Source organism: Aeromonas sp. FDAARGOS 1411, from assembly GCF_019047125.1.
Taxonomy (GTDB): Bacteria; Pseudomonadota; Gammaproteobacteria; order Enterobacterales; family Aeromonadaceae; genus Aeromonas; species Aeromonas veronii.
In genome coordinates, this window is the sequence record NZ_CP077214.1 from 160,515 (window position 1) to 186,360 (window position 25,846).

Here is a 25,846-nt window from a genome sequence, read left to right on the forward strand (position 1 = left end):
ATGGCCGGTATCTTACCCTGTACGGTTGCCAACGGCGAGCCTCCTGCCGTCCGGATAGCACAACGCCCCGAGGTCGGGGCGTTGTTCAATTCGCTCGGGCGACTTACTGGGGCTCAGATTGCGCCACTGCATGGTTCTCGGGGATCTTCACCTGCAACTGCTGCAGGCGGCGCTTGTCGGCATGCATCACCTTGAACAGGTAGCCGTCCAGCTCGATCTCCTCGCCCTTCTTGGGCAGGTGGCTGAAGGCGTGCATCACCAGACCACCGACCGTATCCACCTCTTCATCGCTGAACTTGGTGCCGAAGAAGTCGTTGAAATCCTCGATCTCGGTCAGGGCGCTGATGGAGAAGACCCGTTTGCTGAGGCGGCGGATCTCGTCCGGCTCGTCCTCGATGTCGTCAAACTCGTCGTCGATCTCGCCAACGATAAGTTCCAGAATGTCTTCAATGGTCACCAGACCGGAGACGCCACCAAACTCGTCGACCACGATGGCCATGTGGTAGCGCTCTTCGCGAAACTCCTTGAGCAGGCGATCAACGCGTTTGCTCTCGGGGACGATCACCGTGGGGCGCAGGATCTTCTCCAGCTGCAGCGGCTCGCTGGCATGGTGGCCACCGAAACCGAAGGGGAGCAGATCCTTGGCGAGCAGAATACCCTCGACATGATCCTTGTCCTCATTGATCACCGGGAAGCGGGAGTGGCCCGACTCGATGATCACCGGCAGGATCTCGTCGATCGGCTGGGACTTCTCGATGGTGACCATCTGGGAGCGGGGGATCATGATGTCGCGTACCCGGAGATCGGCGATCTCCAGCACCCCTTCGATCATGTCCTTGGTGTCCTGATCGATAAGGTCACGCTCTTCGGCATCGGCTATCACTTCCACCAAATCATTGCGGTCTTTTGGCTCGCCCTGGAAGAGTTGGCTGAGCTTGTCGAGCCAGGTTTTCTTCGGCGAGCCGGTACTAGGGTGATCGTCGGTCATTTTTTCTCTTGGTTACTCATTGAATATACGGGGATTTCACTTCAGCTATATGAGGATGGCAGCCATCTGTTTCAAGCCGATGAACCGCCATGCTGCACATTACTCTTCGTCGCTCTGATAAGGGTCGGCAAAGCCCAGCTCCTGCATGATGTCGCGCTCGAGCGCTTCCATCTCTTCGGCTTCCTCATCCTCGATATGGTCATAACCTAGCAGATGCAGACTGCCGTGCACAACCATGTGGGCCCAGTGGGCCATGAGGGGTTTGCCCTGCTCCTGTGCCTCGCGCTCAACCACCTGACGGCAGATCACCAGATCGCCCAGCAGCGGCAGCTCCAGACCGGGTGGCGCCTCGAACGGGAAGGAGAGCACGTTGGTGGGCTTGTCCTTGCCGCGATAGGTGAGGTTGAGCTCGTTGCTCTCCGCCTCGTCGACGATGCGCACCGTCACTTCGGCCTCCTGCTGGAAGCCGAGAATGGTGCCGTCGAGCCAGCCCTGCAGCTGGGCCTCGCTCGGCAGGCCGTCGGTGCTGGCACTGGCCAGTTGCAGATCCAGGGTTACGCTCATTGCTCGCTCTCTTTGCTGGTGTTTGCTTGGCCGGCCACCTTCTCGGCTGCCTGCTTGGCATCGAATGCCTCATAGGCCTGCACGATGCGGGCCACCACCGGGTGGCGTACCACGTCGGTAGACTGGAAGAAGTTGAACGACAGACCATCAACGCCCTGCAGCACTTCCAGCGCATGGCGCAGGCCGGACTTGGCGTTGCGCGGCAGGTCGATCTGGGTGATGTCGCCGGTCACCACTGCCTTGGAGTTGAAGCCGATCCGGGTCAGGAACATCTTCATCTGTTCGGTGGTGGTGTTCTGGGCCTCATCGAGGATGATGAAGGCATCGTTGAGGGTACGGCCACGCATGTAGGCAAGCGGCGCCACCTCGATGATGTTGCGCTCCATCAGCTTCTCGACCCGCTCAAAGCCCAACATCTCGAACAGGGCGTCGTAGAGCGGGCGCAGGTAGGGGTCGACCTTCTGGGAGAGATCGCCGGGCAGGAAGCCGAGCTTCTCGCCCGCTTCCACCGCCGGACGGGTCAGCAGAATGCGGCGGATCTCCTGACGCTCCAGTGCATCCACCGCCGCCGCCACCGCCAGATAGGTCTTGCCGGTACCTGCCGGGCCTATGCCGAAGCAGATATCGTGGCGCACGATATTGGCGATGTACTGGGCCTGATTGGGGCTACGTGGCTTGATGAGACCGCGCTTGGTTTTGACCGTTACCTCCTTGCCATAAGGGATGGAGGGGGCCGGTTCGTCATCCTGCTCCAGCACCCGCGACTCCAGAATGGCCAGATGAACCATGTCGGGGGTGATGTCGGTTACCTTGCCACCCTTGAGGGGCTGGGTCTCCACATAGAGGTGCTTGATGATGACGGCGGCGGCATCCACCTGGGCCTGCTTGCCCAGCAGCTGGAAGTGGTTGTCACGGTAGCTGATCTCGATGCCGAGGCGGCGCTCCAGCTGCTTGATGTTGTCATCGAAGGGGCCGCAGAGACTGGCAAGACGCTGGTTGTCGGCGGGTTCGAGATGCAGGTTCAGGGTCGAGAGGTGTCGGCTCACAATATCCTCGTATCAGGGCGCTCCCCATCCGCCGGGCGGATGGGGAGGGGGAGATTAATGGGGGGTGAAGGCGGCCACGCCCAGCTCGTCCGGTACGTTATCCGGGCGACGGGCCAGGATTTCGCTCGGTGCCGTGGCGATCCGCAGGTTCATCTCGCTCTCGCCGCGGATGAACTTGCCGCGCAGGGAGTTGGGACGCACCTCGGTGATCTCCACGTCGGCAAAGCCGCCGATCAGGGTGTGCTGGCCTTCGAAGTTGACCACCCGGTTGTTCTCGGTGCGACCACACAGCTGCATCGGGTCGAGCTTGGAGGGCCCTTCCACCAGGATGCGCTGGGTGGTGCCCAGCATGGCGCGGCCAATCTGCATCGCCTGGTTGTTGATGACGTGCTGCAGGCGGGCCAGACGGGCTTTCTTCACTTCCATGTCGACATCGTCGGGCATGTCGGCGGCCGGGGTGCCCGGGCGCGGACTGAAGATGAAGCTGAAGCTCATGTCGAAACCCACATCCTCGATCAGCTTCATGGTCGCTTCAAAGTCTTCGTCCGTCTCGTTCGGGAAGCCAACGATGAAGTCGGAGCTGATGGTGATGTCGGGACGGGCGGCACGCAGGCGACGGATCTTGGATTTGTACTCCAGGATGGTGTGCGGGCGCTTCATCATGGTCAGGATGCGATCAGAGCCGCTCTGCACCGGCAGGTGCAGGAAGCTGACCACTTCCGGGGTATCTTTGTAGACTTCGATGATGTCGTCGGTGAATTCGATCGGGTGGCTGGTGGTGTAGCGAATGCGATCGATACCGTCGATAGCTGCCACCAGACGCAGCAGCTCGGCGAAGGTGCAGATGCCGTCATCAAAGGTCGGGCCGCGGTAAGCGTTGACGTTCTGACCGAGCAGGTTCACTTCGCGCACGCCCTGCTGGGCGAGCTGGGCGATTTCGTAGAGCACGTCGTCCAGCGGTCGGCTCACCTCTTCACCGCGGGTGTAGGGCACCACGCAGTAAGTACAGTATTTGGAGCAGCCTTCCATGATGGAGACGAACGCTGTAGCCCCTTCGGCGCGCGGTTCGGGCAGGCTGTCGAATTTTTCGATCTCGGGGAAGGCGATATCAACCTGTGCACCACGGCCCTCTTGCACTTCCTTGATCATGGCGGGCAGGCGATGCAGGGTCTGCGGGCCGAACACGATATCCACATAGGGAGCGCGTTGGCGAATCGCATCGCCCTCCTGAGAGGCAACGCAGCCACCCACGCCGATCACCAGACCGGGCTTGTTGGCCTTGAGCTTTTTCCAGCGTCCCAGCTGGTGGAACACCTTCTCCTGCGCCTTTTCGCGGATGGAGCAGGTATTGAGCAGCAAGACATCTGCCTCTTCGGGCTCTTCGGTAAGGGTGTAGCCATTGCTGGCATCCAACAGGTCGGCCATTTTGGACGAGTCATACTCGTTCATCTGGCAACCCCAGGTTTTAATGTGAAGTTTCTTGCTCATTGCTTCTCTTGACTTGTTTTGAAATCGGCATGGTCAAAGGACCGCGCATTTTACTCCGCAATCTGGATACTGCCTAGCTAATATCCAGCTGGCAATGGTGCTCACCCGATACCTGTTGCCAGCAAGCTCAATAAGCTTTCTCCTTGATTTGACGCAGCAATTCCCCGTTTGTCTCACTGTTTATCAGCCGCCCTTGCGCTATCATGCTGCCATCCGGTTCACGTCCGGGCGCTGTCGCCGGACGCACCCTTTCAGGAATAAATGTATGGAACAGTGTGATATCGCCATCGTCGGCGCTGGCATGGTGGGCGCCGCCACCGCCTGTCTGCTGGCGGCTCAGGGTCTCTCTGTGCGGGTCATCGAGACCCAACTGCCGGAGCATTACGCGCCGGAGCAGCCGCTGGATCTGCGGGTCTCCGCCATCAGTCAGGCCTCGGTGGCGCTGCTGGAGCAGGCCGGTGCCTGGCACCATCTGCAGCAGATGCGGCTCTGCCCCTACCGCCGGCTGGAGACCTGGGAGCTGGACGGTTTTGCCACCCGCTTCAATTCCGCCGATCTTGGCCTGCCCCAGCTCGGCTACATCATCGAAAACCGGTTGGTGCAGCTCGCCCTGCTCAAGCGGATGGAAGATTTTCCCACCATCCAGACCCACACCCCGGCGGCGGTGACCAGCCTGCGCCAGAGTGCGGATGAAGCTGTGCTGACTCTGGATGATGGCACTGAACTGGCCGCGCGCTGGGTGCTGGCCTGCGACGGTGCCGAATCCCACACCCGCAAGCTGGCGGGTATCGGCGTATCGCGCTTCGAGTACCGCCAGCACTGCATGCTGATCAATATCGACACCGACTTTGCGCAGGAAGATATCACCTGGCAGCAGTTCACCCCGAGCGGCCCGCGCGCCTTCCTGCCGCTGCCCGGCCAGCACGGCTCCCTGGTGTGGTATGACAACCCGGCCCGTATCCGCGCGCTGGCGGCCATGAGCAACGAAGGGCTTGCCGCCGAAGTGCGCCGCCACTTCCCGAGTCGGCTCGGCGGATTTACCGTCACTGGCAAGGGGAGCTTCCCGCTGGTGCGTCGTCACGCCAACAACTATCACGTCGGTCGGGTGGTGCTGCTTGGCGATGCTGCCCACACCATCAACCCGCTGGCGGGGCAGGGGGTCAACCTCGGCTTCAAGGATGTGGCCTGCTGGGCTGATCTGCTGCAAGGAGCTGGCGCCGACTGGCATCAGCTGGCGTTGGCCGAGCGTTACGAGCGACGCCGTCGTCCCGACAACCTGCTGATGCAGTCGGGGATGGATCTCTTCTACGGGGTATTCAGCAACGAGATTGGCCCCCTCAAGCTGGCCCGCAATCTGGCCCTCAATCTGGTGGACAAGGCGGGCCCGCTCAAGGAGATGGCGCTGCGCTATGCACTGGGGCTGGTTTGACAGGTAGAAACCAGATAGCACGGGCTGAATGCGCGAAGGAGCAAAGGTGATGAACAAGGCACTGCTGGTGATCGATTTTATCAACGATATTGCCCACCCCGACGGGCGCATTGCCGCCTCCGCAGCCCATGTGCTGGAGCAGGATGCCATCGCGCATGCCAATCAGGCGCTGGCCCATGCCCGCGCCCACGGCTGGCTGGTGGTGCTGATCAAGGTGGGCTTTGACGGCGGCTATCAGCTGCAACCCAAAGGCTCCCCCATGTTTGGTCGCGCTCACCAGCAGGGTGCGCTCTCTTTGGCTGACAGCGGCACCGACTTTCATCCTGATCTGGATGTGCAGCCCGGCGATCTGGTGCTGACCAAACCCAGGGTCAGTCCCTTCTATGGCACGGCGCTGGAGCCTGCGCTGCGGGCCAATCACATCGACCACCTCTATCTGTGCGGGGTGAGCACTAGCTGGGCCATTCAGGCGGCGGCGCGGGATGGTCACGATCGCGACTACGCCATCACCATTCTGGAGGATGCCTGCGCCGCCGCAGATGCCACCGAGCATCACACCTCGCTGCGGATGCTGGGCCGTATCGCCGAGATCATCAAGGTGTCCCGGCTGGCTTGATCCTTAACGCAGGCAGCACCCGAGCACCGTGTTGAGATTGACTCAGCGGCCCTCTGTCGGGCCGCAGCGCTTTTGGGCAACATGATTGTCGGGCAATATAGTGCTCACATGGATAACAACAAGGATGGACAGATGCGTTATCAGGGACGGATCGCGAGCTGGAACGAGGCGCGCGGCTTTGGATTTATTACGCCGGAGCAAAATGGCGCCGAGCAGATAATCAATGGATCACGCAGTGCAGGGCTGTTTGTGCATGTTACGGCGCTGCAATCAGATGGTCGCTTGCCCGAGCCGGGGGAGCGTGTCACCTATCTGATCGGCAGTGGCCAGGATGGCAAACCGAGGGCGTTACAGGTTTTTTTCCCCGATCGCCCGCTCACGTTGGCGGATGCAGTGCCGTCGGCCGCATCATCGGCGGCGCCATCGTTTCGGGCGGCAAGTCAGCCGCCACGACCCACCTCGACCAGAGAGCGAAGTAACCCCTATCGACGTCGCAAGAGCAGTTGGAGTGGCAAACTGATCCCCCTGCTGGTGCTCGTCGGCCTCTTTTCCATCTATTCCCGTTTCTCGGCCGAGTCGATGGCGCCATTGCCGGTCTCATCTTTCAATCAGGAGGAGATCAGCACCTCGGTCAGCACGCCACAGACAACGACCTTTATTCGTCAGTGTGATGGTCGGCAGCATTGCTCCCAGATGACCTCCTGCGAGGAGGCAACCTGGTTTTTACAAAACTGCCCTGGTACCAAGATGGATGGGGAAGGAGATGGCATCCCCTGTGAAAATCAGTGGTGTGGTCATTAAATGTGACTTATCAGAGACATATGCTCATGATGTGCTCTTGTTATCCGGAACAGGGAAACTGGCCTGAAACCTTGCCGGATAGTGTTCGATGGTGAAATTTGGTCTCAGTTGGCTAAGTGGGAATGGGGTGCTTCACTCTATCTGCTGACTTAATTGTTAATAGATGGCGGTATGCCACTTTTGCCACAGGATGGCCATCATGGCGGATGATATACAGACACGGCAGAGTCACTTCGCCGAGCGAGCCCATCATCTGGCTGCGCTGCTGGATTCGCTGGAAGACCAGATATCGGTGATAGATCGGGATGGCGTGATCCATTACACCAATCTCGCCTGGGATCTGTTTGCCGAGCAAAACGGCATGCCCAGGGGATATAACTGGATTGGGGTCAATTACATGGGGGCTTGTGACGATGAATCCGAGCCCTCTGGATTGGCTGCCGTGGAGGGGATCCTCCGGGTTATCCGTCATCAGCAGGAGAAGTTCTATCTGGAATACCCCTGCCACAGCCCCGACACCCAGCGCTGGTTTATGATGCGAGTAGCGCCGGTACCCGGTCTTGATGCTGAATATTTTTCCATCGCCCATATCAATATCACCGAGCGCAAGCTGCTGGAGCTGGAAGTGGAAAGCCTCTCCCTCCACGATCCTTTGACCGGACTGGCTAATCGGCGGCTGTTCAACAGTTTTTTGCATAACGAGTGGCGGCGCAGCATGCGGGAACATACCCCGCTCTCCCTCATCATGCTGGACCTGGATAACTTCAAGGCGTGCAATGACCATCTTGGGCATCAGATGGGAGATGGCTCGCTCCAGCTGGTGGGCCATCTTCTGCAATCTTTCTGCCAGCGTCCTGCGGATCTGCCCTGCCGTTTTGGTGGTGACGAATTTGCCCTGATCCTCGGCAATACCGACCAAAATACGGCCCAGCGGATTGCGGAGGAGATCCGCCAGGCCATCAACGATCTCGACATCGTGGTGGCAAATAATATTCAGCTTAGCGCCAGCATTGGCATTGCCACCTACACGGCAGAGCAACCGCTGGAGGGGGAAGGGGCGTTGCTGGCCGCGGCCGATGCTGCGCTTTATTGCGCCAAGGGGGCGGGTAAAAACCGTAGTCACTGCGCCAGCTGTTGAGCCGCATTGCCGCTTTTGTCCGGGCGCACTGTTTTGACGTGGCACGATGTTAGCTACCAGCGAGCGTTGGTTTCAGCGCTCGGGCGTGGCCGACACCGGCAGGGGATAGCTGGCGATCACCTGCCTGACGAAGTGATCCCGGATGGGGTCGGCAAAATCCGGATTCCATACCATGCTGACCTCCCACTCGGAGCTGGGGCCTGAGAGGGGATAGAGGGTGACATCGGGCCCTGCGATAAAGCTGACGCTGCGTGGCAGGATGGCGTTGCCGATGCCCGCCGCGACCAGCGCCACCAGCGTCTGGATATCTTCGGCCTCCTGAACCATGCCGGTCAGCCGATTGGCGCCGAGAAAACCGGCGATCTGCTGGCTGAGACCGGGGCAGCGGTGGCCCACCATCTGCAACAGGGGTTGACGGGTCAGTGCCTGCTGGACGTCGAATGCGGCCGGGTCTGGTTCGGTCATTCGTGTCGGCACCGCCAGCACCAGTCGGTCGATCAGCAGTCTGTGCTCCTGTAACTGGGGCGTCTGAGGTCTGCGCATAAAGCCAAGCTGCAACTGGCCGGAGAGCAGCTGCTCCTGCTGGATCGCGGAGGGCATATCCTGCAGATGGACCATCACGTCCGTGACCTGCTGCTTGAAGCGGGCCACCAGCGCAGGGGCCAGCGCGAAACTCGACAGACCGAAGCCAATCTTGAGCCGACCGGCCACGCCGCTCGCCACTGCCAGCGCATGGCTTTCGAACTCCCGACCGTGCTCGACCAGCGCACTCGCCTGAGTGAGCAGCTGGGCACCGAGCGCTGTCAGCTCGGCACCGTGGCGGCCCCGTTTGAACAGGGTGCAGCCCAGCGTCTGCTCCAGCCCCTGGATCTGCTTGGTGAGGGCCGGCTGGGTGATAAAGAGGCGGCTGGCCGCTTCCCGGTAGTTGGCGGTGTCGGCCAGCGTCACAAACGCCTGCAGTTGCCTCAAGTCGAATCTCATTCCAATTGGTTATCCAAAGTGGCGATTTATTGATTATAAATTATCTAATCGCCTTGTTCTAATGGCTCTGCAAGGGGGGAATCGCCCTCCTCTGAACCGGAACAAGGAGCCATATCATGTCCACTCAACGTTATCTTTTTTTGATCAAGGGCAAGCTGGTGCTGGCCCAGCCATTGGCGGCCCCGGAGACGGGGGAGCTGCTCGCCAGCCTGCTGCGACAGGGTTTTGTGGTCGGCCCCTTGCAAGTGTGGGCAGGCAGTACCGAGCAGGCACTAGCCTGTTATGAGCGTGCCGCCCAGCAGCAGGCCTTTGCCGATGCACTCTCTGGCTCTCTGCCCGAGCTGGCCGGGGTGCCTGTATGAGGGCTGGCATGAACACGATCACCCTGTCGGTATCCGCCCTGCTGCTCGATATGGATGGCACCTTGGTCTGCTCGACCGGCGATGTGGAGAAGGTGTGGCGGCTCTGGTGTCAGCATCATCAGCTTGCCCCAGAGCCGGTACTGGCTATGTGCCACGGTATGCGCTCACGTGAGGTAATCCGGGCGTTGGCCCCGCAGCTGGATGTGGAGCGGGAGGCCGCGCGCCTCGACGAGCTGGAGATGCTGCATACCGGCGGCGACGCCATCTTTGGGGCTGGCGAGTTGCTGCGCCGCTTGCCGCCAGAGCGTTGGGCCATCGTGACCTCCGCCAGTGAGCGGGTTGCCCGCCATCGCCTGCGTTGTGCCGGTTTGTTGCTGCCCAACCTGCTGGTGGGGGCCGAAGCTGTGATCAATGGCAAGCCCGCTCCCGAGCCCTATCTGCTGGGGGCAGAACGGCTTGGCGTCTCTCCCGCTCGTTGCTTGGTGTTCGAGGATGCCTCGGCCGGTATCGAGAGCGCCCTGCGTGCAGGTTGCTCCGTGGTGCAGGTAGGGGGCGATGCGCCGCTCAATCCGGCGGTGGTGGCGGTGATCCGCGACTGGTACGAGGTGAAGGTGGAGTTGGGGGAAGGCGAGTCCCTGCTGGTGACGCTGCTCGCCTGAGCGGTGGATAGAGCGCGTTATGACCGCAGATTGCGGTATGAACCATCGCCATCAACACTGTATGCCGCAATAAAAACGCCCCCGAGATGCGGGGGCGTTTTGCTATCTCAACGGTTATTTGAAAACACGGAAACGGGTAGCGTCGTCGATAAAGGTCTTGTCGCCGGCCGGTTGCTTGATGCTGCCAAAGGGCATCTGGGCACGCAGCAGCCAGCTGGCGGGCAGGTTCCACTCCTTGCGTACCGCCTCGTCGATCAGCGGGTTGTAGTGCTGCAGGGAGGCACCGACTTTCTCCTGCGCCAGCGTCGTCCAGACCGCAAACTGGGCGATGCCGGTGGCATGTTCCGACCAGATGGGGAAGTTGTCGGCATAGAGGGCAAATTTTTGCTGCAGATCCTTGATGACGTCGGTGTCTTCGAAGAAGAGCACGGTACCGAAGCCTGCGCGGAAGCTGCCATCTACCTTGGCCTCACTCTGGGCGTAGGCCTCCGGCGGCACAATCTTTTTCAGCTCGGCTTTGACGATATCCCACAGCTTGTGGTGCTGGGCGCCAAACAGGATGACGGCACGGGAGCTCTGGGAGTTGAAGGAGGAGGGGCTGTGCCTGATGGCATCCTGGATCAGGGCCGTCAGCTGCTCCGGCGTGTGGGACACCTGGTCGCCCAGGGCATAGATGGTACGACGTGCTTTGATCTGTTCGATAAACGGACTGCTCATAACATCTCCTTGTTCTGCTTGGCGTTGCAGCCGGTGATGGACGGTTTGTCCAGCGCCTGCCGAATCAGGTATAGACTATAACACCCACGATGCAGAGCGGGGTTAACCCGGGGTAACTAGCGTTTTTCCTGTCAGTTGATATTCGTTTGCGAACCCTGACGTTTCGTTAATGTTGGAAATGTCATTTAAGGGGCGCGAAAGTGATATTAATCAATGATTCACTCTCCTTTCTCTCCCACAATCCCCGTATGTTTTCTTGGTTCGGATGTGATGTGAGCCGTTCGTATCTCAATAAACGCTACTATGTGCTGGTCCCCCTCTCTGCATTGATTGGTTTGATGATCCTGATAGTGACGATCATCATGGCTATTGCCAGCTATCTGAGGGATATCGAGATGACGGTATCCGGCTTCGGCCACATGGCATCCTCTGTTGAAGCGTCCCTGATCCACGAGATGGTGAAGGTCAATGAGCGGCAACTGGCGGTGCTGGAGGCCTCGCTCGACAAGGAGAAGATCGCTCGCGGCGGGCTGGCCGACTCCCCCATCTGGGCCATTGCGCACAAGATCAAACCAGGCAACCACTACATCTACTTTTACAACCTGAACGCGGATCGTATCGACAGCTACCCGGACTGGCTACCGCCCCCCGGTTATCAGGCGGCGCTGCGACCCTGGTATCAGGTGACCACCATGCCGGGCGACGAGCTCGTCTGGTTTGGCCCCTACCCTGAATACAATACCAATGAACTGATACTCAGCCTGATCAAACGGGTGCGGGACGATCAGGGGCAACTGCTGGGTCTGCTGATGGTCGACATGTCGTTCGACTCGCTGCAGCAGGCGCTACAGCGGACGGTTGGCGGCAATCAGGCCGCACTCTATCTTACCTTGCGCGACAGCGGCCAGCTGGTGGTGGGCAGCAATATGGATCTGCTGGCAGATCACCCCATCGAGCAGCATCAGGGCCAGCAGTGGCTCGGTCTGGATGTGTTGTGTCATGGTACTTTCCTGAAGCGCGAGCTGGCGGATATTGGCTGGGATCTCAATATCTATCTGCCGCCCGTGCTGTTTCGCAACAGCCTCTATGAGGCGCTGCAGATGGTGGTTTTGCCATTGATCTCCCTGTTTGCCATCTGGTGTTGCACGCTGAGTCTGCTGGTGCGGATCTTCCGCCAGGAGCAGGCGCTGGTGTCGGGTTCACTGACCGGTATCGTGCGCAATCTGGAGAGTTCTCCCCCCATCACCAAGGCCAATACCTGGTTTGTGCGTCGCAGCCTGAACGAGATCGATCAGGTCAGGGCCAGCTTCCTCAAGGGGCAGGATGCGCTGTTGCGGGACCCTCTGACCGGTATCATGAACCGGCGAGCCTTCGAGCAGCACAAGAGCGCGCTGGAGCTGAGGTGGGAGCGCTTCTGGCTGCTGCTGTTTGATATTGATCACTTCAAAGGACTCAATGACAGTCGGGGTCATGCCTTCGGCGATCAGGTGCTGTGTCGGGTGGCCAATTGCCTTGCTGATGTGCTGGGGGTGAGCACGGTTTACCGGATTGGTGGCGATGAGTTTGCCGCTCTGCTGCAACAGCCGCAGGATGAGTTGGCGGAGAAGCTCAATTGTCTGCTTGACGTGGTGCGACATCAACAGTGGCGTGAGCACAAGGGACAGGTCACCTTGAGTATCGGCGGCGCCTGCCATTCACCCGTTGCCGACCCCATCTTCGAGCGTGCTGATGCAGCCCTTTATCGTAGCAAGGAGGCTGGCCGGGACTGCTGGCATCTGGCGGATGAGGCTGCTGACTGACAGCTTTTGTCCCAGCGCGGCGGGTCTGTGTCGGGACACGACAACCAGATTGTGGGTCACCCTGCCGTAATAGTTTGGCTTTTTGGTGATTTTAATCTTTAAATTCAATCGCTTGATTTTACTCTTCCATTTTTGGCAGTAGCCGTGCGGCCATTGACTGTCGCATCCCTCATTTCTGCTGGCTGGCGAACCCCGTGGCGCTTTGTATAGTGCCGCTGAATATTAATCAGGTTTGACAGGAGTACCCATGGAGATGAATTCGTGTGCTCTTCGCGCACTGGCACTGCTGGGCGCCTTGCTGGCTGGCAGCACGACCGTGTACGCCTCCGAGACCCTCAATACCATTCTGGGTGGCGGCGCAGGCGGTGTAGCGGGCACCATGATCGGCAAGGAGCTGGGTGGCGATACCGGTGCGTTGGTGGGGGCTGCATTGGGCGGTGCTGCCGGTGGGGCTGCGACGGCCAACAAGGGCAACAAGAATGAAGCGGCCCTTGGCGGCGCGGTGGGGGCGCTGGGTGGTGCCGCCATCGGCAAAAGTGTCGGTGGCGATACCGGCCAGCTGATCGGCGCCGGGGTCGGCGGGGCGAGCGGTTCGGCCATCGGTGCCAAGACGGGCGATGGCCACAAGAGCCAGGATCGCTATTACGATGATGACGACGATCATCACCATCACAAGCACCACAAGAAGTACAAAAAGCATAAGAAGCACAGATGGCATGACGACGATTGATGTGCGCGCAGTGAGTGCGGAAGATGCAAAACGGGGCCTGTTGGTCCCGTTTTGCATGGTGTGGTCACTCGATTTTACGGTTACTCGCTCGTGCGGTTACACCAGCCGGTGCTGGCGGCGACCGGCGGCATAGGCGTTGATGTTGTCGATCAGCTGATCGGCGAGACGCTGCATCGACTCTTCGCTGGCCCAGGCCACATGGGGGGTCAGAATGAAGTGGGGGTATTGCAGCGCTTTCATCAAGGGATGGTCGGGGGGCGGGGGTTCGACGCTCGCCACATCGAAACCGGCGCCACCGAGGCGGCCGTTGGCCAGCGCTTGCAGCAGCGCCTCCTCATCCACCAGCCCGCCACGGCCGACGTTGATCAGCAGGGCGCCCGGTTTCATCAGATCCAGCTCCCGCTCGCCAATGAGGTTGCGGGTGTAGGGGGTGAGCGGGCAGTGCAGGCTGATGACGTCCGAGCTTTGCAGCAACTCGTCGAGGGGCAAGCGATCCTCGTCGTGACTGGCGCCGACCTGGCTCTGGGCGTAACGCACTGTCATCCCCATCCCTTTGGCCCGCTCGCCGAGCGCCTGACCGAGTGTCCCTTTGCCGATGATGCCAAGCTGCTTGCCGTGCAGATCCATGATGTTGTGGTCGAAGAAGCAGAACTGACCGCTCTGTTGCCAGCGCCCCTCCAGCAACGACTGGCGCCAGCAGAAGAGGTTGCGCGACAGGGCCAGCATCAGCGCCATGGCGTGTTCCGGCACCGAGGGGCCCGAGTAGTTGCGGATATTGCACACCCCGACGTTGGCGGCGCGGCACGCCTCCAGATCCACGTTGTCGCTGCCGGTGGCGGCGAGCGCTATGAGTTTGAGCTCCGGTAGCTGGGCCAGCTCGGCGGCGCCGATCCGTACTTTGTTGATGATGGCAATACTGGCATCTTTCAGCCGCTCGACTACCTGTTCCGGGGCCGTGCTGGGATAACTCTGCCAGTGGTGGGGGAAGTCGGGATGACGCAGGGTGATGCCCGCATCCAGGGTATCGCTGTCGAGAAATACGATTTGCTGCATGGTCCTTCCTGCCATTTTTCCGGTGTCGAGGGATCATGATGCCAAACAGGATACAGTCATTGCCAGCTCGCCGCTGTGTCATGGCTGGGCTTTATCCGGCAGATGTGAGCTTGCGCGCTTTATTGCGCCACGCTAGCGGCCGGTTTAGAGCCAGCCCAGATGGTTGAGCCAGCCCTGAATGCGGGTGGGGGTCTCCTCCAGCTCCATCAGGGCGTAGGGGCGATAGTTGAGCTTGTTGCTGCGCCGGCTCTCGCTTTTGCGGGCCTCGGCGGCCAGCAGTGGCCAGCGGCCGCCATCCTCCTGATAGAGGTCCAGGGTGGGGATGGCCGCCTGAGCCACCTGTTTGGCCATGGTCTGGTTGCTCTGCTGATTGGGGAAGAAGCCATCGAGCAGCACCAGCGCGTCGGGGGCGGGCAACTGTTCGCTGGCGATGAGGTTGGCAGTCCAGGCGGCGCCGGTACCTTGCGCCAGGATCAGCTTGAAGCCCCCCTCCTGCAGCTTGGCATCGGCCAGCTTGCTGATCCGCTCGGCAAACTGCTTGCGAAACTCATCGCTGTTTTTCGCTTTTTTCTCGGCGGCTGGGTCCAGTTCGGTCTGCTGGGGGGAGGGCAGCAGCAGCAGGGTATCAAAGCCCAGTCGGCTGAGGGCGCGAGTCAGTTGCCAGAGTTGGCCGCTGCGCTGCCAGTCGGGCAGTAAAATGGCGAGCCCCAGATAGTTTTCACTGTCGTGTTTGGCGAACAGCACCGTCTGCTTGTCGATCTGGGTAGCATCGGGCAACCCTTTCCAGTCGCTGGCTTGCCAGTGGTCGAGGGGCATAGGTTCGGCAACGGGGGGGGCGACCTCGCTCGCCTCTGCCCCATGGCCAGCCAGCAAGGTCAATAACAGCAGTGATAAGGATAATCTGGCCATAGTGTGCTCCCCCGGTTATCTGGGTTAGCGGCGGCGGCGGGATTTTCTGAAGGCGGGCGGTGTGATGGCAACTCGGAGGCAATAAAAAAGCGAGCCGGTGGCTCGCTTTTTTGTAATCAATTCAAAGCGGTCAATTAGTTGACGCGACGCTTGAATTCGCCGGTGCGGGTATCGATTTCGATCTTGTCACCGATCTCTACGAAAGCGGCAACAGCCAGCTCGTAGGTAGTGCCTTTCAGACGGGCAGGCTTGGTCACTTTACCGGAGGTGTCGCCACGGGCAGCCGGCTCGGTGTACTCAACTTCACGCACGATGGTGGTCGGCAGTTCTACGGAGATGGCTTTCTCGTTGTAGAAAGTCACTTCGCAGATGTCTTCCATGCCGTCTACCAGGTAGTTCAGCACGTCACCCAGGTTGTCTTTCTCTACGTCGTACTGGTTGTACTCGGTGTCCATAAAGACATACAGGGGGTCGGAGAAGTAGGAGTAGGTGCACTCTTTACGTTCCAGCTGAACAACGTCCAGCTTGTCGTCGGCCTTGAAGACGGTCTCGGTAGCGCTGCCGTTCAGCAGGCCCTTCAGCTTCATTTTGACCACGGCGGAGTTACGGCCGGATTTGTTGAATTCAGCCTTTTGAACCACCATCGGCTCGGTGCCGATCATGACTACGTTACCAGCGCGGATTTCCTGTGCGGTTTTCATGTAAAAAATTCCTGTTCGTGAAACGGACGGATAAAAACTGCCAGATTATATACGGCTTTCTAAAAATTTCACCAACCGTGTGACGAGATCCCCATCCCGGAGCAACTTCTGTGACCAGCTTCGCCCATGTTGCTGCCAAATGGCGCTATATCGTGGCCATTGGGTCCAAAGTTCGCGGCAATCTTCACCACGGTTGAGAGCCAGATTAAAGCGGCGCAGCCATTGGCCGCACTCGGCGGGTAGATCGGATAAGTAGTGGTCAAGGAACTGCTCCAGCTTGACCAGATGGGCCTCCTCCTCCTGTTGGTAGATGTGCCAGAGGAAAGGACGTGCTGCCCACTGGGCCCGCACGAAGGAGTCCTCCCCGCGCACCAGATTGAGATCGCAGCTCCACAGCAGTCGATCGTAACCGGCCTGATCGGTCATCGGCAGCAGCTTGATGGTGAGGTTGCCCGAGTGGAGCAGATCCCCCGCCCTGGCGGTGGTGATGGTATCTTCAAGGCTCGCGCCGCGCAGCACATCTTGCAGCGAGCGCCCCAGCGGCAGCAGCAGGGTGACGGGCGTGGTGCTCTGGCACCAGCTCTCGACCAGGCTTTGCAGTGCATCGCTCTCGTAGGTAAAGAGGCTGACCCGCAGCTCGTTCTCTTGTCTGGGCGGCAAACCGAGGCTGGCCCAGTAGGCGGTAAGTCCCGCATCATCTTGCTGCCACCGCTCCTGTTCGGCGATGAGGTCGTGCTCGCACAAAAGGCCGCCGGTTTTAGCGGTAAAGCCTGGGAAGAAGAAGTATTTGTTGAGGCTTTTATTGCCAACCCGCTGGGGCGAGGCGAGGCCGTGGCAATCCTCTACCCAGCTCTCCGCCGAGAGGTACTCCAGATTGATCCAGCATGGGGGGCTGGGTTGGCTCGCCATCAGCTCTATGAAGAGGTTGGGCAGCTCGCAGGCAAAAGCCTCGATCACCACTCTGGCCGGGGTCATGTCGGTCGGCAGGGTCTCATGCCAGTGCTGGATATAGATGCCATCGACCCACTGGCCATCCTGCGCTGGGTCGAGCTTGGGGCAGATGCGGGCGAAACTTTCCAGATCGTCCACCCAAAGCCGCACCTGAACCTCATTGCCATGTGCCGCAATATTCCCCTCCCGCTTTAACTGGCGGGCAAGTCGCCAGGTGACGCCGATGTCACCGAAGTTGTCGACGACGCAACAGAAGATGTCCCAGTCAAACGGGGGCAGGGGAGTGGTCATGGCTTGGGATCCCAGATGCAAAAAAACCGGTGCGCAGGGTAGCACACCGGTTGACTGGCTTCTAACCGTCAGCGTGTGACGGCGGTCTGTGGCAGGTTACTCCTTGCCGTAGACGTTGTTCTCTTGCTCACGCACCCGGATAAAGGTGGTGCGTTTGGTGAGCTCTTTCAGCTGGCTGGCGCCCACGTAGGTACAGGTGGAGCGCACGCCGCCCAGAATGTCGCGCACGGCGTTCTCGACCGGGCCGCGGTAGGGCAGCAGCACGGTTTTACCCTCGGAGGCGCGGTATTCGGCGACACCACCGGCGTGCTTGTCCATGGCGCTGGAGGAGCTCATGCCGTAGAACTTCATGAAAGGCTCACCGTCTACATCGACGATCTCGCCACCGCACTCCTCGTGGGCTGCCAGCATGCCGCCCAGCATCACGAAGTCGGCGCCGCCGCCGAAGGCTTTGGCGACGTCGCCCGGGCAGGTGCAGCCGCCGTCACCGACGATCTGGCCGCCGAGGCCGTGGGCCGCATCGGCACACTCGATGATGGCAGAGAGCTGCGGGTAGCCGACGCCGGTCTTGACGCGAGTGGTACAGACAGAGCCCGGGCCGATGCCGACCTTGACGATGTCGGCGCCGGAGAGGATCAGCTCTTCGACCATCTCGCCGGTCACCACGTTGCCTGCCAGGATGACGTGGTTGGGGCAGGCTTCACGAATTTTGCGCACGAACTCGACGAAGTGTTCGGAGTAGCCGTTGGCCACGTCGACACAGATGAAGCGCAGCGCTTCGGACATGGCGAGGATCTGGCGGGTCTTGGCGAAATCTTCAGCCGAGGTGCCGGTGGAGACCATCACATGGCCCAGCAGCGCCGGATCGGTCTCGTTGACGAAAGCTTGCCACTGCTCAAGGCTGTAGTGCTTGTGTACCGCGGTCATCATCTCGAAACCGGCCAGCGTGCGCGCCATGGCAAAGCTGCCGACGGTATCCATGTTGGCGGCGATAACGGGTACGCCTTGCCATTGGGTCTGAGTGTGTTTGAAGGTGAACTGACGGGTCAGGCTTACTTGGGAACGGCTCTTGAGAGTAGAGCGCTTGGGGCGGAACAGGACATCCTTGAAACCGAGCTTCAAGTCTTCTTCGATACGCATTACAAATTCCTTATTGAGCCTTGTTGAAAGTCACTTTTGCAGTGGCAAATTTTCGGCAGGCGCAAAAAAACCGGTGGTTTTCAGGCCCTCCGGTTTACAACAGTGTAGGCAAAAATCCCTTCAGAACAAGACTGATAATTTGTAAATCCTTGTGGTAGCCTTTGGCGTCACAACCTGAGGTTAACCACCAGTTTCATCCAGCACCGTTCGGTGCCTTGCTCTCCTTCGATATGCCCGCTCGCTTGGGCCGCCGTTCGGCCACTCTTTGTCGTCTCTCTCCTGACCCGCCAGATATTATCCAAGTAGCTGAAATAAATCGGATTGACCCACAATAGGACTGTGGTAGATCTGGGCGCAGGATTGACAAGGCAGGGCAGTAAAATGGGCAAGATGATGGTGGGGATCACCCTGATGCTGGCACTGTGTGGCAGTGTGCTGGCAGAGACCCCGACCAGCTATGGCTGGATCGAGAAGGGACTTATTTTGCCCACCGGCGTGGTGGTGAAGATGAAACTCGACACCGGGGCGCTCACCTCTTCCCTCGATGCACGCGCCATCACCAGATTCAAACGGGATGGCAAGCCCTGGGTGCGCTTCATGCTGGTGGTGACCGATGCCGACAGCGGCAAACTGATCAAGCAGCAGTTCGAGCGGCGGGTCGAGCGCAGTGTGACGGTGCGCGGGGCGGGCGGTATGGAGCATCGACCAACGGTGACCATGTCCATCTGTCTGGGGGACAAGGTGTATGAGGAGTGGTTCACCCTGCGGGATCGCAGCAAGATGATCTATCCGGTACTGCTGGGCCGCCGTCTGCTGGCGGAGCTGGGCCCAGTGGACTCCAGTCGAACCTTTACCGTGCAGCCAGATTGTCATTGAAAGTAAAGAGCCCGCATCGCGGGCTCTTTACTTATCGCTTATCTTGCCGGCGGCAGCGGGAGCAGCACGCTCACCTCCAGCCCCCCTTCCGGCCGGTTGTGGACATCGAGGTCGGCGCCGTGCAACTGGGCGATACGCGAGACGATGGCCATGCCAAGGCCGACGCCATCCCCCTGCTGGGGATTGACCCGAAAGAAGCGTTCATACAGCCGGGGCAAGGCGCTGGCGGGAATGCCGGGGCCATTGTCGCTCACATCCACCCTCACCCGATTGCCCTCTCGCTGAACCCGCACCCTGATCTCGCCCTCCGGCTGGGTGTAGCGCAGCGCATTGTCGATGAGATTACTGAACAGCAGTTCGAGCAGGGTGGCCTGCCCCATCACCAGCTGCGGCAATTCACACTCCAGCGACAGCTGCTGATCCTTCTTGAGGGCAATGGGAGCCAGGGTCGCGAGGGTGCCTTGCAGCAGGTGGCCTATCTCCAGCTCGGTCAATACCAGCCCCTGCTGGTTGTCGATACGGGCCTGGGTCAGCAGTTGGCGGATCAGCCGATCGCTGCGGTCTAGGGCTTGCAGCATCTTGTGCAGGGATTGCTGGCGGCTCACTTCATCTTCGGCAGCCAGGGCATTTTCACTGTGGATCCGTAGTACCGCCAGCGGGGTGCGCAGCTCGTGGGCCGCCTCGTTGGTGAACTGTTTCTCCCGCTCTATGGTCTCCGCCAGCGCCTGCATCAGCCGGTTGATCTCGTTGGTGAGGGGGGTCAGCTCCTGAGCGCTTATCTTGAGGCTGAGGGGGCTCAGATTAGCGGGGTGACGTTCGCTGATGGCCTGGGCCAGCTGGCGCAGGGGGGCCAGCCCGCGGGTGATGAGCCACCAGAGCAGGGCCAGCAGGAAGGGGAGAGTGATCAGCAGCGGCAGCATGGTGAGGGTGGCCATCTTGCTGGCCAGTTCGCTGCGCTCGTCGTCCCGCTCGGCTACCACCAGCCAGGTCTGTTCCTGCTGGTTGTAGAGAGTGAAGGTGCGCCACTGGTGATGATCTTTTTCGACCGTGTCGAAGCCGATAGCCAAGGTGACCAGCGGCTGCTCCGGGGCGCTGGGGGCGCGCAGCAGCAAGCCGCCCTTTTCATCGAGCAGCTGGAAGTAGAGATTGCGTTCGAACTCGTGGCCGTAGGGGGTGATCTCCCGATCTTCGCCGGTCAGGTTGAGGCTGGGGTCTTTTTGCCACTCATCGGGATTTTGCGCTTCCCACTCCTGATAGACGGTGCCGTTGGCGGGCAGCTGCCCCTGCTGGGCCATATAGCGAGCCAGCAGCTGGTTGGTGATGCGGGCCGACTGGGCGAGGCGGGCATCAAACAGCTCCTCCATTTCGTGGCTCGCCTCCATGTAGCCGATAAAGGCGCTGATGGTGAGACTCAGGCTCACCAGCGTCAGGATACCGGTGAGCAGAAAGCGGCGAATGGAGCGCGGACGTTTCATCGTGCGGGTGTCCGGCTTGGTTGTTCGAGCTGGGGAATGATGTAGCCGACCCCGCGAATATTGCGGATGAGGTCGCTGTAGAACTTCTTGCGCAGATGGTGGATATGCACCTCTACCGCGTTGCTCTCGGCCCCTTCATCCCAGCCGTAGAGGCTCTGTTGCAGCTGATCCTTGCTCAGCACCCGGCCGCTCTGGCTGATCAGCTCCTGCAGCAACTTGTATTCGTGGGGGGTGAGTTTGACCGCCTCCCCCTGATAGGTGACCTGCTGGGATTCTGGATAGATGAGGATGTCGCCATACTCCAGTACCGCCTGAGCCTGCCCCTTGCTGCGGCGAACCAGGGCGCGCAGGCGGGCGTTGAGCTCCTGCAGGGCGAAGGGCTTGACCATGTAGTCGTCGGAGCCGGCATCAAGGCCGACCACCCGATCATCCAGCGCATCGCGGGCGGTGAGGATCAGCACCGGCAATTGGTGTCCTTCACGCCGCAACTTGCGCAGCAGGCTGAGGCCATCGATGTCGGGCAGATTGAGATCGAGGATCAGGGCGGCGAACTCGTCGCTCTTGAGGGCTGCCAGAGCGGGCAACCCCTGTTGCAGCCAGTCCACCGTGTAGCCGCTATGGCGCAGTGCATCCTGCATACCATCCCCCAGCATCACATCATCTTCCACCAGCAGGATCCGCATTCTTTTCTCCCTGTTTGTTGGGTGTGGCGATCTGGCTCAGCGCCAGGGCGTGCCGTGGCATAAACAACCCTGCCCACCAGTATGCAAGCTGGTGGGCAGAGTTTAAATAGTTCTTTGATCCATCAGGGTTTTATAGCTTGGCCAGCCGATCGCGGATTTCCATTCTGCGCCCTTCGTCGGCCACTTCGCGGCCCGGGCGGGCCGGGGCGGCCAGCGCCTTGTCGAGATAGGTTTTGGCCTCGGCCTTGCGACCCTGATCCAGCAGGAAGTCGCCATAGAAGAAGTTGGGGTCGATGCCATCCGGATTGATGGCCAGCGCCTGCTTGAGCAGTTGCTCCGCCTTCTCGTCATCGCCAAAGCCGACCGGCCACCCGGGCACCTGATAGTAGAGGGAGCCCAGACTGGTGTAGGCAGAGCCGTCCAGCGCCTTGGGATCCTGCTTGAGCGCAAGCTCCAGCTTGGCCTTGGCCTCTTTCACCAGACCCAGCGCTCCCAGCCCCCCTTTGGCCCCCGCCCAGGTGCTCTTGACGATGGCAGACCAGATCAGCAGGTCGGCGCGAAAGGGCTCCTTGGCGCTGGCCGCTTCGGCCTGGGTGCTCAGGGTTTCGAGGCAGCTCTCTTTCGCCTTGCCGGTCTGTTGATACTGGCAGACGGCCCACTGTTGCTGGATGGGGACGAGGGCATCACCCGCGGCCATGACCGAGGAGGACCCCAGCAGGATGGCGATGGCACAAGAGGTCACTGATTGACGGACAAAATTCATATTAATGCTCCTTCTTGGTCGGGATCGGGCGGGACAAGTCTGGTTGTGGCGCACTGTTGGCGCCGGCATCAGCCGTCCCTGGCTGAAGATGACGGGCATAACGTTTGATGATTGGCAGCTGTTTGGCCAGCGCCTTGTCGACGATGCCGGGCAGCAGGGCATTGAGCCGCACGAACAGTTTTTCCGGCCAGCCGAGCCAGCTGCGGCGGGTTTCGTTGCACAGGGCGATGACCGCCTCTTCGGCCACCTCCTGCGGGCTGTCGGTCTGGGTGCCGAGCGCCGCATTCATCTCGTAAGCGGCTTCGGAATTGAGCTTGGTGCGGGTGGCGCGGGGGGCAAAGTGCAGCACCTTGATACCACTTCCCTCCAGCTCCCGTCCCAGCGCTTCGCTAAAGCCGCGCAGGGCAAATTTGCTGGCGCAGTAGACGCTGTAACCGGGGTAGCCGATGCTGCCCAGGCTCGAGCCCATGTTCATGATGATCCCCGGTTTGCGCAGGCGGGGCAGCAGGGCGCGGGTCAGCTGGATTGGCGCCTCGATATTGAGCAGCAGCTGGCGCTCGACCTGCTCGCTGCTCTGATCTTCCAGCCAGGCAAACTGGTTGCAGCCGGCGTTGTTGATCAGGATGTCGAGCCCCTGCTCCAGTGCCGGGTGTTGCAGCAGCTTGGCCCGCTCGTGGGACACGCCAAGATCGGCGATCACCACCTGATGGCGCTCGGGGTGCGGCAGCGACTTGCACAAGCGCTCGAGCGCCGGGGCGCGGCGGCCGTGCAGCAGCAGATGGGCGCCCTGAGCGGCCAGCTCCTGGGACAGCTCCTCGCCAATCCCGCCGCTGGCACCGGTGAGCAGCACCGTTTTTCCTTCAAGTTTCATGATGCGGATTCCTTCTGGTCAGTGCGTGGCGGTGAGGTTGTAGAGCATCTCGCCGTAGAGGCGATAGACCACCTTGGTGGAGTGGATGATGGCGGCCTGATCTGCCGGGCTCTCGACCTTATCCATCAAGGATTCAAAGAACTTGAGGTGCTCCTGATCCAGGGCGCCGTGGGAGCTCAGGTAACTCATCGCCTGCGGTGGCAGGCCGAGTCCCTTTTTCAGCTGGTCGGCAACGGTGAGGGCGATGGCGACGCTGGTGCCTTCCAGTACCTGCACCATGCCGAAGAAGCCCATGGGGTTGCCGCGCTGGATCTGGTCGTAGAGGAAGGCGACCATCAGCTCTATGGGCAGCCCGGGCTGGCCGTGGCGCACCGCCTCGGCATCGCCGCCACAGGCGCGGATGTCGTTGAGGATCCACTCCTGATGGCCATACTCCTCGTCGATGTACTCGGCAATGGCGCCGCGCACCCACTCGTAATCCTGACTCAGCTTGCCGCCGGTGGCCATCAGGAGCGGAACTGTGTGGCGCACGTGGTAGTAGGCCTGCGCCAGAAAGGCGAGATAGGTGTCACGGCTGATATCGCCACGGCGACAGGCTTCGATAATAGGGGCGTTGAACAGATGCTCACGCTCCTGAGCAGTGGCTTGTTGCAGAGTCTGGTAGAAGCTCATGACGATTCTCCTGTAAGGCATTGGCTGATTTGCCGGGAAAAGTGTTGGTAAATCTCGTTGCGACGGGGGCGCCCGTTGGCGGTCAGCAGGCCGGGATGCTGGTCGAGTGCCACCGGCAACCAGTGGTGCAGCCGGGCATAATCGGGCAGCCGCTGGTTCAGACCTGCGATCTGGCGGGGCAGATCCGCCTCTTTGCCCGGCAGGGGCTGGATCAGCGCCACGTTGGCGGGTTGACCATCGCCAAACACCACGATGCGGGCGACGGCGGGGCAGAGCTGTGCTTCGGCCTCCACCCACTCGGGGGAGAAGTTGCGGCCAAAGGCGGTGATCTGGACATTCTTCTTGCGCCCGGTGATATGGAGGTAGCCTTCATCATCCAGATGACCCAGATCTCCAGTGGCGATCTGTTCGGGAGTCGGTTCGTTGCTGCCGAGATAGCCCAGCATGGCACTGCCGCTCACCATAATTTCGCCGTCGCTGGCGATGGTGACCTGACAGTGGGGCAGGGGGCGGCCGACGCTGCCGAGCTTGTCAGCATCCAGGCTGTTGAGCGCCACCACGGAGCCACACTCCGAGAGGCCATATCCCTCATACACCGGCAGGCCGAGCTGACGGGCGTGTTTGATCAGGTCGGGGGCCACCTTGCCGCCACCGACGGCAATAAAGCGCAGGCTCTTGAGCTGCTGGGCCAGCGTCGGTGTGCTGGTGCAGAGCGCCAGCAGCAGGCGCAGCAGTTCGGGTACCAGCACCAGACTGTGGGTCGGCCAGCGCAGCAGCGCCTCCCCCAGCATGGCTGGATTGAGCGAACTGGATCCGGTGAAACCGAGCTCCCCGAGGGACGGAATGCGGCTGCAGGCGCCGGTCAGCAGCGGCACATAAAGGCCGGTGATGTTCTCAAGCAGGGTCGCCAGCGGCAGCAGGGTCAGGTGTTTTTCCACCTTGGTTGACGCGACTCGCTCGGCCAGCGCATGGCTCACCGCCATCATCTGGGTCAGTGACAGGCAGACGCCCTTGGGCTGGCCCGTGGTGCCGGAGGTGTAGGTGATCTTGGCAGTGCCCTTGGGCAGCGCCGGTCGATTGGCCGGGATATAGCGCCAGAGCGGCAGCTCGCCGGTGATCAGCGAGAGCGGCTCGGCGGCATGCCACCCCTGATGATATGGGCCGACCAGCGCATCGGCGCCGCTGCTCTCCAGCAACCAGGCCTGCTGGGCCTGACTGAAGAAGTGGGGCACCGGGATCACCACGATACCGGCGCGGGTGCAGGCGAGATCCAGCAGCGCCCAGGGCAGGCCGTTGTCCAGTTGCAGCGCCAGACGGCTGATGTCGAGCTGTTGCAGCTGGCTGGCCAGACGCTGGATCTGTTGCCAGAGGCTGTGGTAGTCGAGCCGCTGCTGGCTGCTCAGCAGCGCTGGGGATTGCGGATTCTCGCGGGCATGTTTGGCGATGGCGTCGAACAGGCTCATTGGGCGCACCTTTTTTGATGGGTCTGGTTATCACTGCTCTTGCCGGCATCGTCAAACAGGGTCGGCATGGGGGCCAGCAGATTGAGCAGCAGGCTGCTCTGGGCCAGCACCTCGCGCCCCTGATTGATGTCGCCCACCATCACCTTGGGTTGGCAACGGTAGTACTCACCCCAGGCGTCGGCGTCGGCTCCCACCTGATGGGCCTGGGCGGGGGCCAGCTCCACCGGATTGAGTTGCAGGCGGGCAAAGCTGTTGCGCAGCTTGGCCGTGCCGGTAAAGACCACGTAGTCGAGGGCGTTTTCACACAGCAGACGACACAGGGCCGCGAACATCAGGCGGGCATTGCCCGGTTCGCTGCAGGCCAGATTGCCCACTTCGATAATGCGGTTGCGTGCCGGATAGACCCCGAGGCGGGTGTTGATGGCGGCTTCGATGGGTTGCTCCAGATACTGTTCCAGATAGAGAGGCCCCTCACTGGCATGATTGAGACCACAGGCACCGACCAGCGTCCCGTCCGCCCGATAAAGCCCCAGCAGGCAAGGGAGGAAATGGGGGATGCGGGCGTTGAACTCGAGGGTGTAGGCTGCCTGGATATAGGCTTGCAGCGCCATGACCTGCTGCGGGGACTTGGCTAGCAGCAATCGGTAGGGGGCCTGGATCTCGATGGTCATGGGTGACTC

The 25,846-nt window shown here is 60.7% G+C and carries 27 protein-coding genes; 9 read left to right on the plus strand and 18 right to left on the minus strand.

The annotated features are described in order from the left end of the window. Positions 1-103: 103 nt before the first annotated feature. The 4 genes from corC to miaB all read right to left on the minus strand — a co-directional run bounded on the left by corC (position 104) and on the right by miaB (position 4,086). Positions 104-988: a CNNM family magnesium/cobalt transport protein CorC gene (gene corC / locus I6L41_RS00640; protein ID WP_033112698.1), complete on the minus strand. Its 885-nt coding sequence runs from the start codon at positions 986-988 to the stop codon at positions 104-106. Positions 989-1,087: 99 nt separating this feature from the next. Then, positions 1,088-1,552, minus strand: coding sequence for an rRNA maturation RNase YbeY (gene ybeY / locus I6L41_RS00645; protein ID WP_041209973.1), 465 nt, complete (start codon positions 1,550-1,552; stop codon positions 1,088-1,090). Next, the gene (locus I6L41_RS00650; RefSeq protein WP_071913025.1) at positions 1,549-2,598 is read right to left on the minus strand and encodes a PhoH family protein; all 1,050 of its coding nucleotides are present in this window, start codon (positions 2,596-2,598) and stop codon (positions 1,549-1,551) included. Before I6L41_RS00650 ends, ybeY begins: the two co-directional genes overlap by 4 nt. A gap of 54 nt (positions 2,599-2,652) precedes the next feature. After that, entirely contained in the window at positions 2,653-4,086 is a 1,434-nt protein-coding gene (gene miaB / locus I6L41_RS00655; RefSeq protein ID WP_042082727.1) for a tRNA (N6-isopentenyl adenosine(37)-C2)-methylthiotransferase MiaB, read from the minus strand. A 265-nt stretch (positions 4,087-4,351) separates the two neighbouring features. On the opposite strand from miaB, the gene I6L41_RS00660 reads away from it, so the two are divergent. From I6L41_RS00660 to I6L41_RS00675, 4 genes are all read left to right on the plus strand, one after another. Then, on the plus strand, positions 4,352-5,515 hold the full coding sequence (locus I6L41_RS00660) for an FAD-dependent oxidoreductase (protein WP_216961238.1): 1,164 nt from the start codon (positions 4,352-4,354) through the stop codon (positions 5,513-5,515). 49 nt (positions 5,516-5,564) lie between these two features. Further along, a complete protein-coding gene (locus tag I6L41_RS00665) occupies positions 5,565-6,131 on the plus strand; it encodes a cysteine hydrolase family protein (RefSeq protein WP_216961241.1) in 567 nt (188 codons plus the stop codon). 132 nt (positions 6,132-6,263) lie between these two features. Beyond that, on the plus strand, positions 6,264-6,932 hold the full coding sequence (locus I6L41_RS00670; protein WP_216963783.1) for an excalibur calcium-binding domain-containing protein: 669 nt from the start codon (positions 6,264-6,266) through the stop codon (positions 6,930-6,932). Positions 6,933-7,131: 199 nt separating this feature from the next. Then, positions 7,132-8,070 (plus strand): sensor domain-containing diguanylate cyclase, encoded by a 939-nt coding sequence (locus I6L41_RS00675; protein ID WP_216961245.1) that lies wholly within the window; start codon positions 7,132-7,134, stop codon positions 8,068-8,070. A gap of 72 nt (positions 8,071-8,142) precedes the next feature. Here the strand turns inward: I6L41_RS00675 and I6L41_RS00680 are convergent, their stop codons facing one another. Beyond that, a complete protein-coding gene (locus tag I6L41_RS00680) occupies positions 8,143-9,051 on the minus strand; it encodes a LysR family transcriptional regulator (RefSeq protein WP_216961248.1) in 909 nt (302 codons plus the stop codon). Between the two features lie 116 nt (positions 9,052-9,167). On the opposite strand from I6L41_RS00680, the gene I6L41_RS00685 reads away from it, so the two are divergent. Both I6L41_RS00685 and I6L41_RS00690 read left to right on the plus strand, forming a co-directional pair. Beyond that, positions 9,168-9,413, plus strand: a complete 246-nt coding sequence (locus I6L41_RS00685) for a hypothetical protein (RefSeq protein WP_139477364.1) — start codon at positions 9,168-9,170, stop codon at positions 9,411-9,413. An 8-nt stretch (positions 9,414-9,421) separates the two neighbouring features. Next, on the plus strand, positions 9,422-10,072 hold the full coding sequence (locus tag I6L41_RS00690; RefSeq protein ID WP_216961251.1) for an HAD-IA family hydrolase: 651 nt from the start codon (positions 9,422-9,424) through the stop codon (positions 10,070-10,072). 114 nt (positions 10,073-10,186) lie between these two features. Here the strand turns inward: I6L41_RS00690 and I6L41_RS00695 are convergent, their stop codons facing one another. Then, positions 10,187-10,789, minus strand: a complete 603-nt coding sequence (locus tag I6L41_RS00695) for a nitroreductase family protein (RefSeq protein ID WP_005348028.1) — start codon at positions 10,787-10,789, stop codon at positions 10,187-10,189. Between the two features lie 248 nt (positions 10,790-11,037). Here I6L41_RS00695 and I6L41_RS00700 point away from each other — a divergent pair, with 248 nt between their 5' ends. Together I6L41_RS00700 and I6L41_RS00705 are read left to right on the plus strand one after the other, a co-directional pair. After that, complete coding sequence (locus tag I6L41_RS00700) at positions 11,038-12,588, plus strand: sensor domain-containing diguanylate cyclase (protein ID WP_216961254.1); 1,551 nt, start codon at positions 11,038-11,040, stop codon at positions 12,586-12,588. A 247-nt stretch (positions 12,589-12,835) separates the two neighbouring features. After that, positions 12,836-13,318, plus strand: a complete 483-nt coding sequence (locus I6L41_RS00705; RefSeq protein WP_216961257.1) for a YMGG-like glycine zipper-containing protein — start codon at positions 12,836-12,838, stop codon at positions 13,316-13,318. A 96-nt stretch (positions 13,319-13,414) separates the two neighbouring features. Here the strand turns inward: I6L41_RS00705 and I6L41_RS00710 are convergent, their stop codons facing one another. The 5 genes from I6L41_RS00710 to I6L41_RS00730 all read right to left on the minus strand — a co-directional run bounded on the left by I6L41_RS00710 (position 13,415) and on the right by I6L41_RS00730 (position 18,363). Continuing rightward, the gene (locus I6L41_RS00710; protein ID WP_216961260.1) at positions 13,415-14,371 is read right to left on the minus strand and encodes a D-2-hydroxyacid dehydrogenase; all 957 of its coding nucleotides are present in this window, start codon (positions 14,369-14,371) and stop codon (positions 13,415-13,417) included. A gap of 144 nt (positions 14,372-14,515) precedes the next feature. Further along, the gene (locus I6L41_RS00715; RefSeq protein ID WP_216961263.1) at positions 14,516-15,280 is read right to left on the minus strand and encodes a DUF3530 family protein; all 765 of its coding nucleotides are present in this window, start codon (positions 15,278-15,280) and stop codon (positions 14,516-14,518) included. Between the two features lie 134 nt (positions 15,281-15,414). Beyond that, the gene (gene efp / locus I6L41_RS00720) at positions 15,415-15,981 is read right to left on the minus strand and encodes an elongation factor P (RefSeq protein WP_005362323.1); all 567 of its coding nucleotides are present in this window, start codon (positions 15,979-15,981) and stop codon (positions 15,415-15,417) included. A gap of 45 nt (positions 15,982-16,026) precedes the next feature. After that, entirely contained in the window at positions 16,027-17,223 is a 1,197-nt protein-coding gene (gene earP, locus I6L41_RS00725; RefSeq protein WP_216961267.1) for an elongation factor P maturation arginine rhamnosyltransferase EarP, read from the minus strand. Positions 17,224-17,319: 96 nt separating this feature from the next. Continuing rightward, on the minus strand, positions 17,320-18,363 hold the full coding sequence (locus tag I6L41_RS00730) for a GMP reductase (RefSeq protein ID WP_005348017.1): 1,044 nt from the start codon (positions 18,361-18,363) through the stop codon (positions 17,320-17,322). Between the two features lie 381 nt (positions 18,364-18,744). Here I6L41_RS00730 and I6L41_RS00735 point away from each other — a divergent pair, with 381 nt between their 5' ends. Then, positions 18,745-19,239, plus strand: a complete 495-nt coding sequence (locus I6L41_RS00735) for a RimK/LysX family protein (RefSeq protein ID WP_216961270.1) — start codon at positions 18,745-18,747, stop codon at positions 19,237-19,239. A gap of 38 nt (positions 19,240-19,277) precedes the next feature. On the opposite strand, the gene I6L41_RS00740 is transcribed toward I6L41_RS00735, so the two are convergent. The 7 genes from I6L41_RS00740 to I6L41_RS00770 all read right to left on the minus strand — a co-directional run bounded on the left by I6L41_RS00740 (position 19,278) and on the right by I6L41_RS00770 (position 25,837). Further along, positions 19,278-20,714, minus strand: a complete 1,437-nt coding sequence (locus tag I6L41_RS00740) for an ATP-binding protein (protein ID WP_216961272.1) — start codon at positions 20,712-20,714, stop codon at positions 19,278-19,280. Continuing rightward, positions 20,711-21,397: a response regulator gene (locus tag I6L41_RS00745; RefSeq protein WP_005335091.1), complete on the minus strand. Its 687-nt coding sequence runs from the start codon at positions 21,395-21,397 to the stop codon at positions 20,711-20,713. Before I6L41_RS00745 ends, I6L41_RS00740 begins: the two co-directional genes overlap by 4 nt. Positions 21,398-21,527: 130 nt before the next feature. Next, positions 21,528-22,094: a tetratricopeptide repeat protein gene (locus I6L41_RS00750; protein ID WP_234704167.1), complete on the minus strand. Its 567-nt coding sequence runs from the start codon at positions 22,092-22,094 to the stop codon at positions 21,528-21,530. A gap of 67 nt (positions 22,095-22,161) precedes the next feature. Then, positions 22,162-23,031 carry an SDR family oxidoreductase gene (locus tag I6L41_RS00755; protein WP_216961275.1) on the minus strand — a complete coding sequence of 290 codons (870 nt, stop codon included), beginning with the start codon at positions 23,029-23,031 and terminating at the stop codon, positions 22,162-22,164. 18 nt (positions 23,032-23,049) lie between these two features. Further along, positions 23,050-23,703 (minus strand): TenA family transcriptional regulator, encoded by a 654-nt coding sequence (locus I6L41_RS00760; protein ID WP_216961278.1) that lies wholly within the window; start codon positions 23,701-23,703, stop codon positions 23,050-23,052. Continuing rightward, positions 23,700-25,166 (minus strand): AMP-dependent synthetase/ligase, encoded by a 1,467-nt coding sequence (locus I6L41_RS00765; RefSeq protein ID WP_216961283.1) that lies wholly within the window; start codon positions 25,164-25,166, stop codon positions 23,700-23,702. The genes I6L41_RS00760 and I6L41_RS00765 overlap by 4 nt, the downstream gene beginning before the upstream one ends. After that, a complete protein-coding gene (locus I6L41_RS00770; RefSeq protein ID WP_216961287.1) occupies positions 25,163-25,837 on the minus strand; it encodes a thermostable hemolysin in 675 nt (224 codons plus the stop codon). Before I6L41_RS00770 ends, I6L41_RS00765 begins: the two co-directional genes overlap by 4 nt. Between the last annotated feature and the right edge of the window lie 9 nt (positions 25,838-25,846).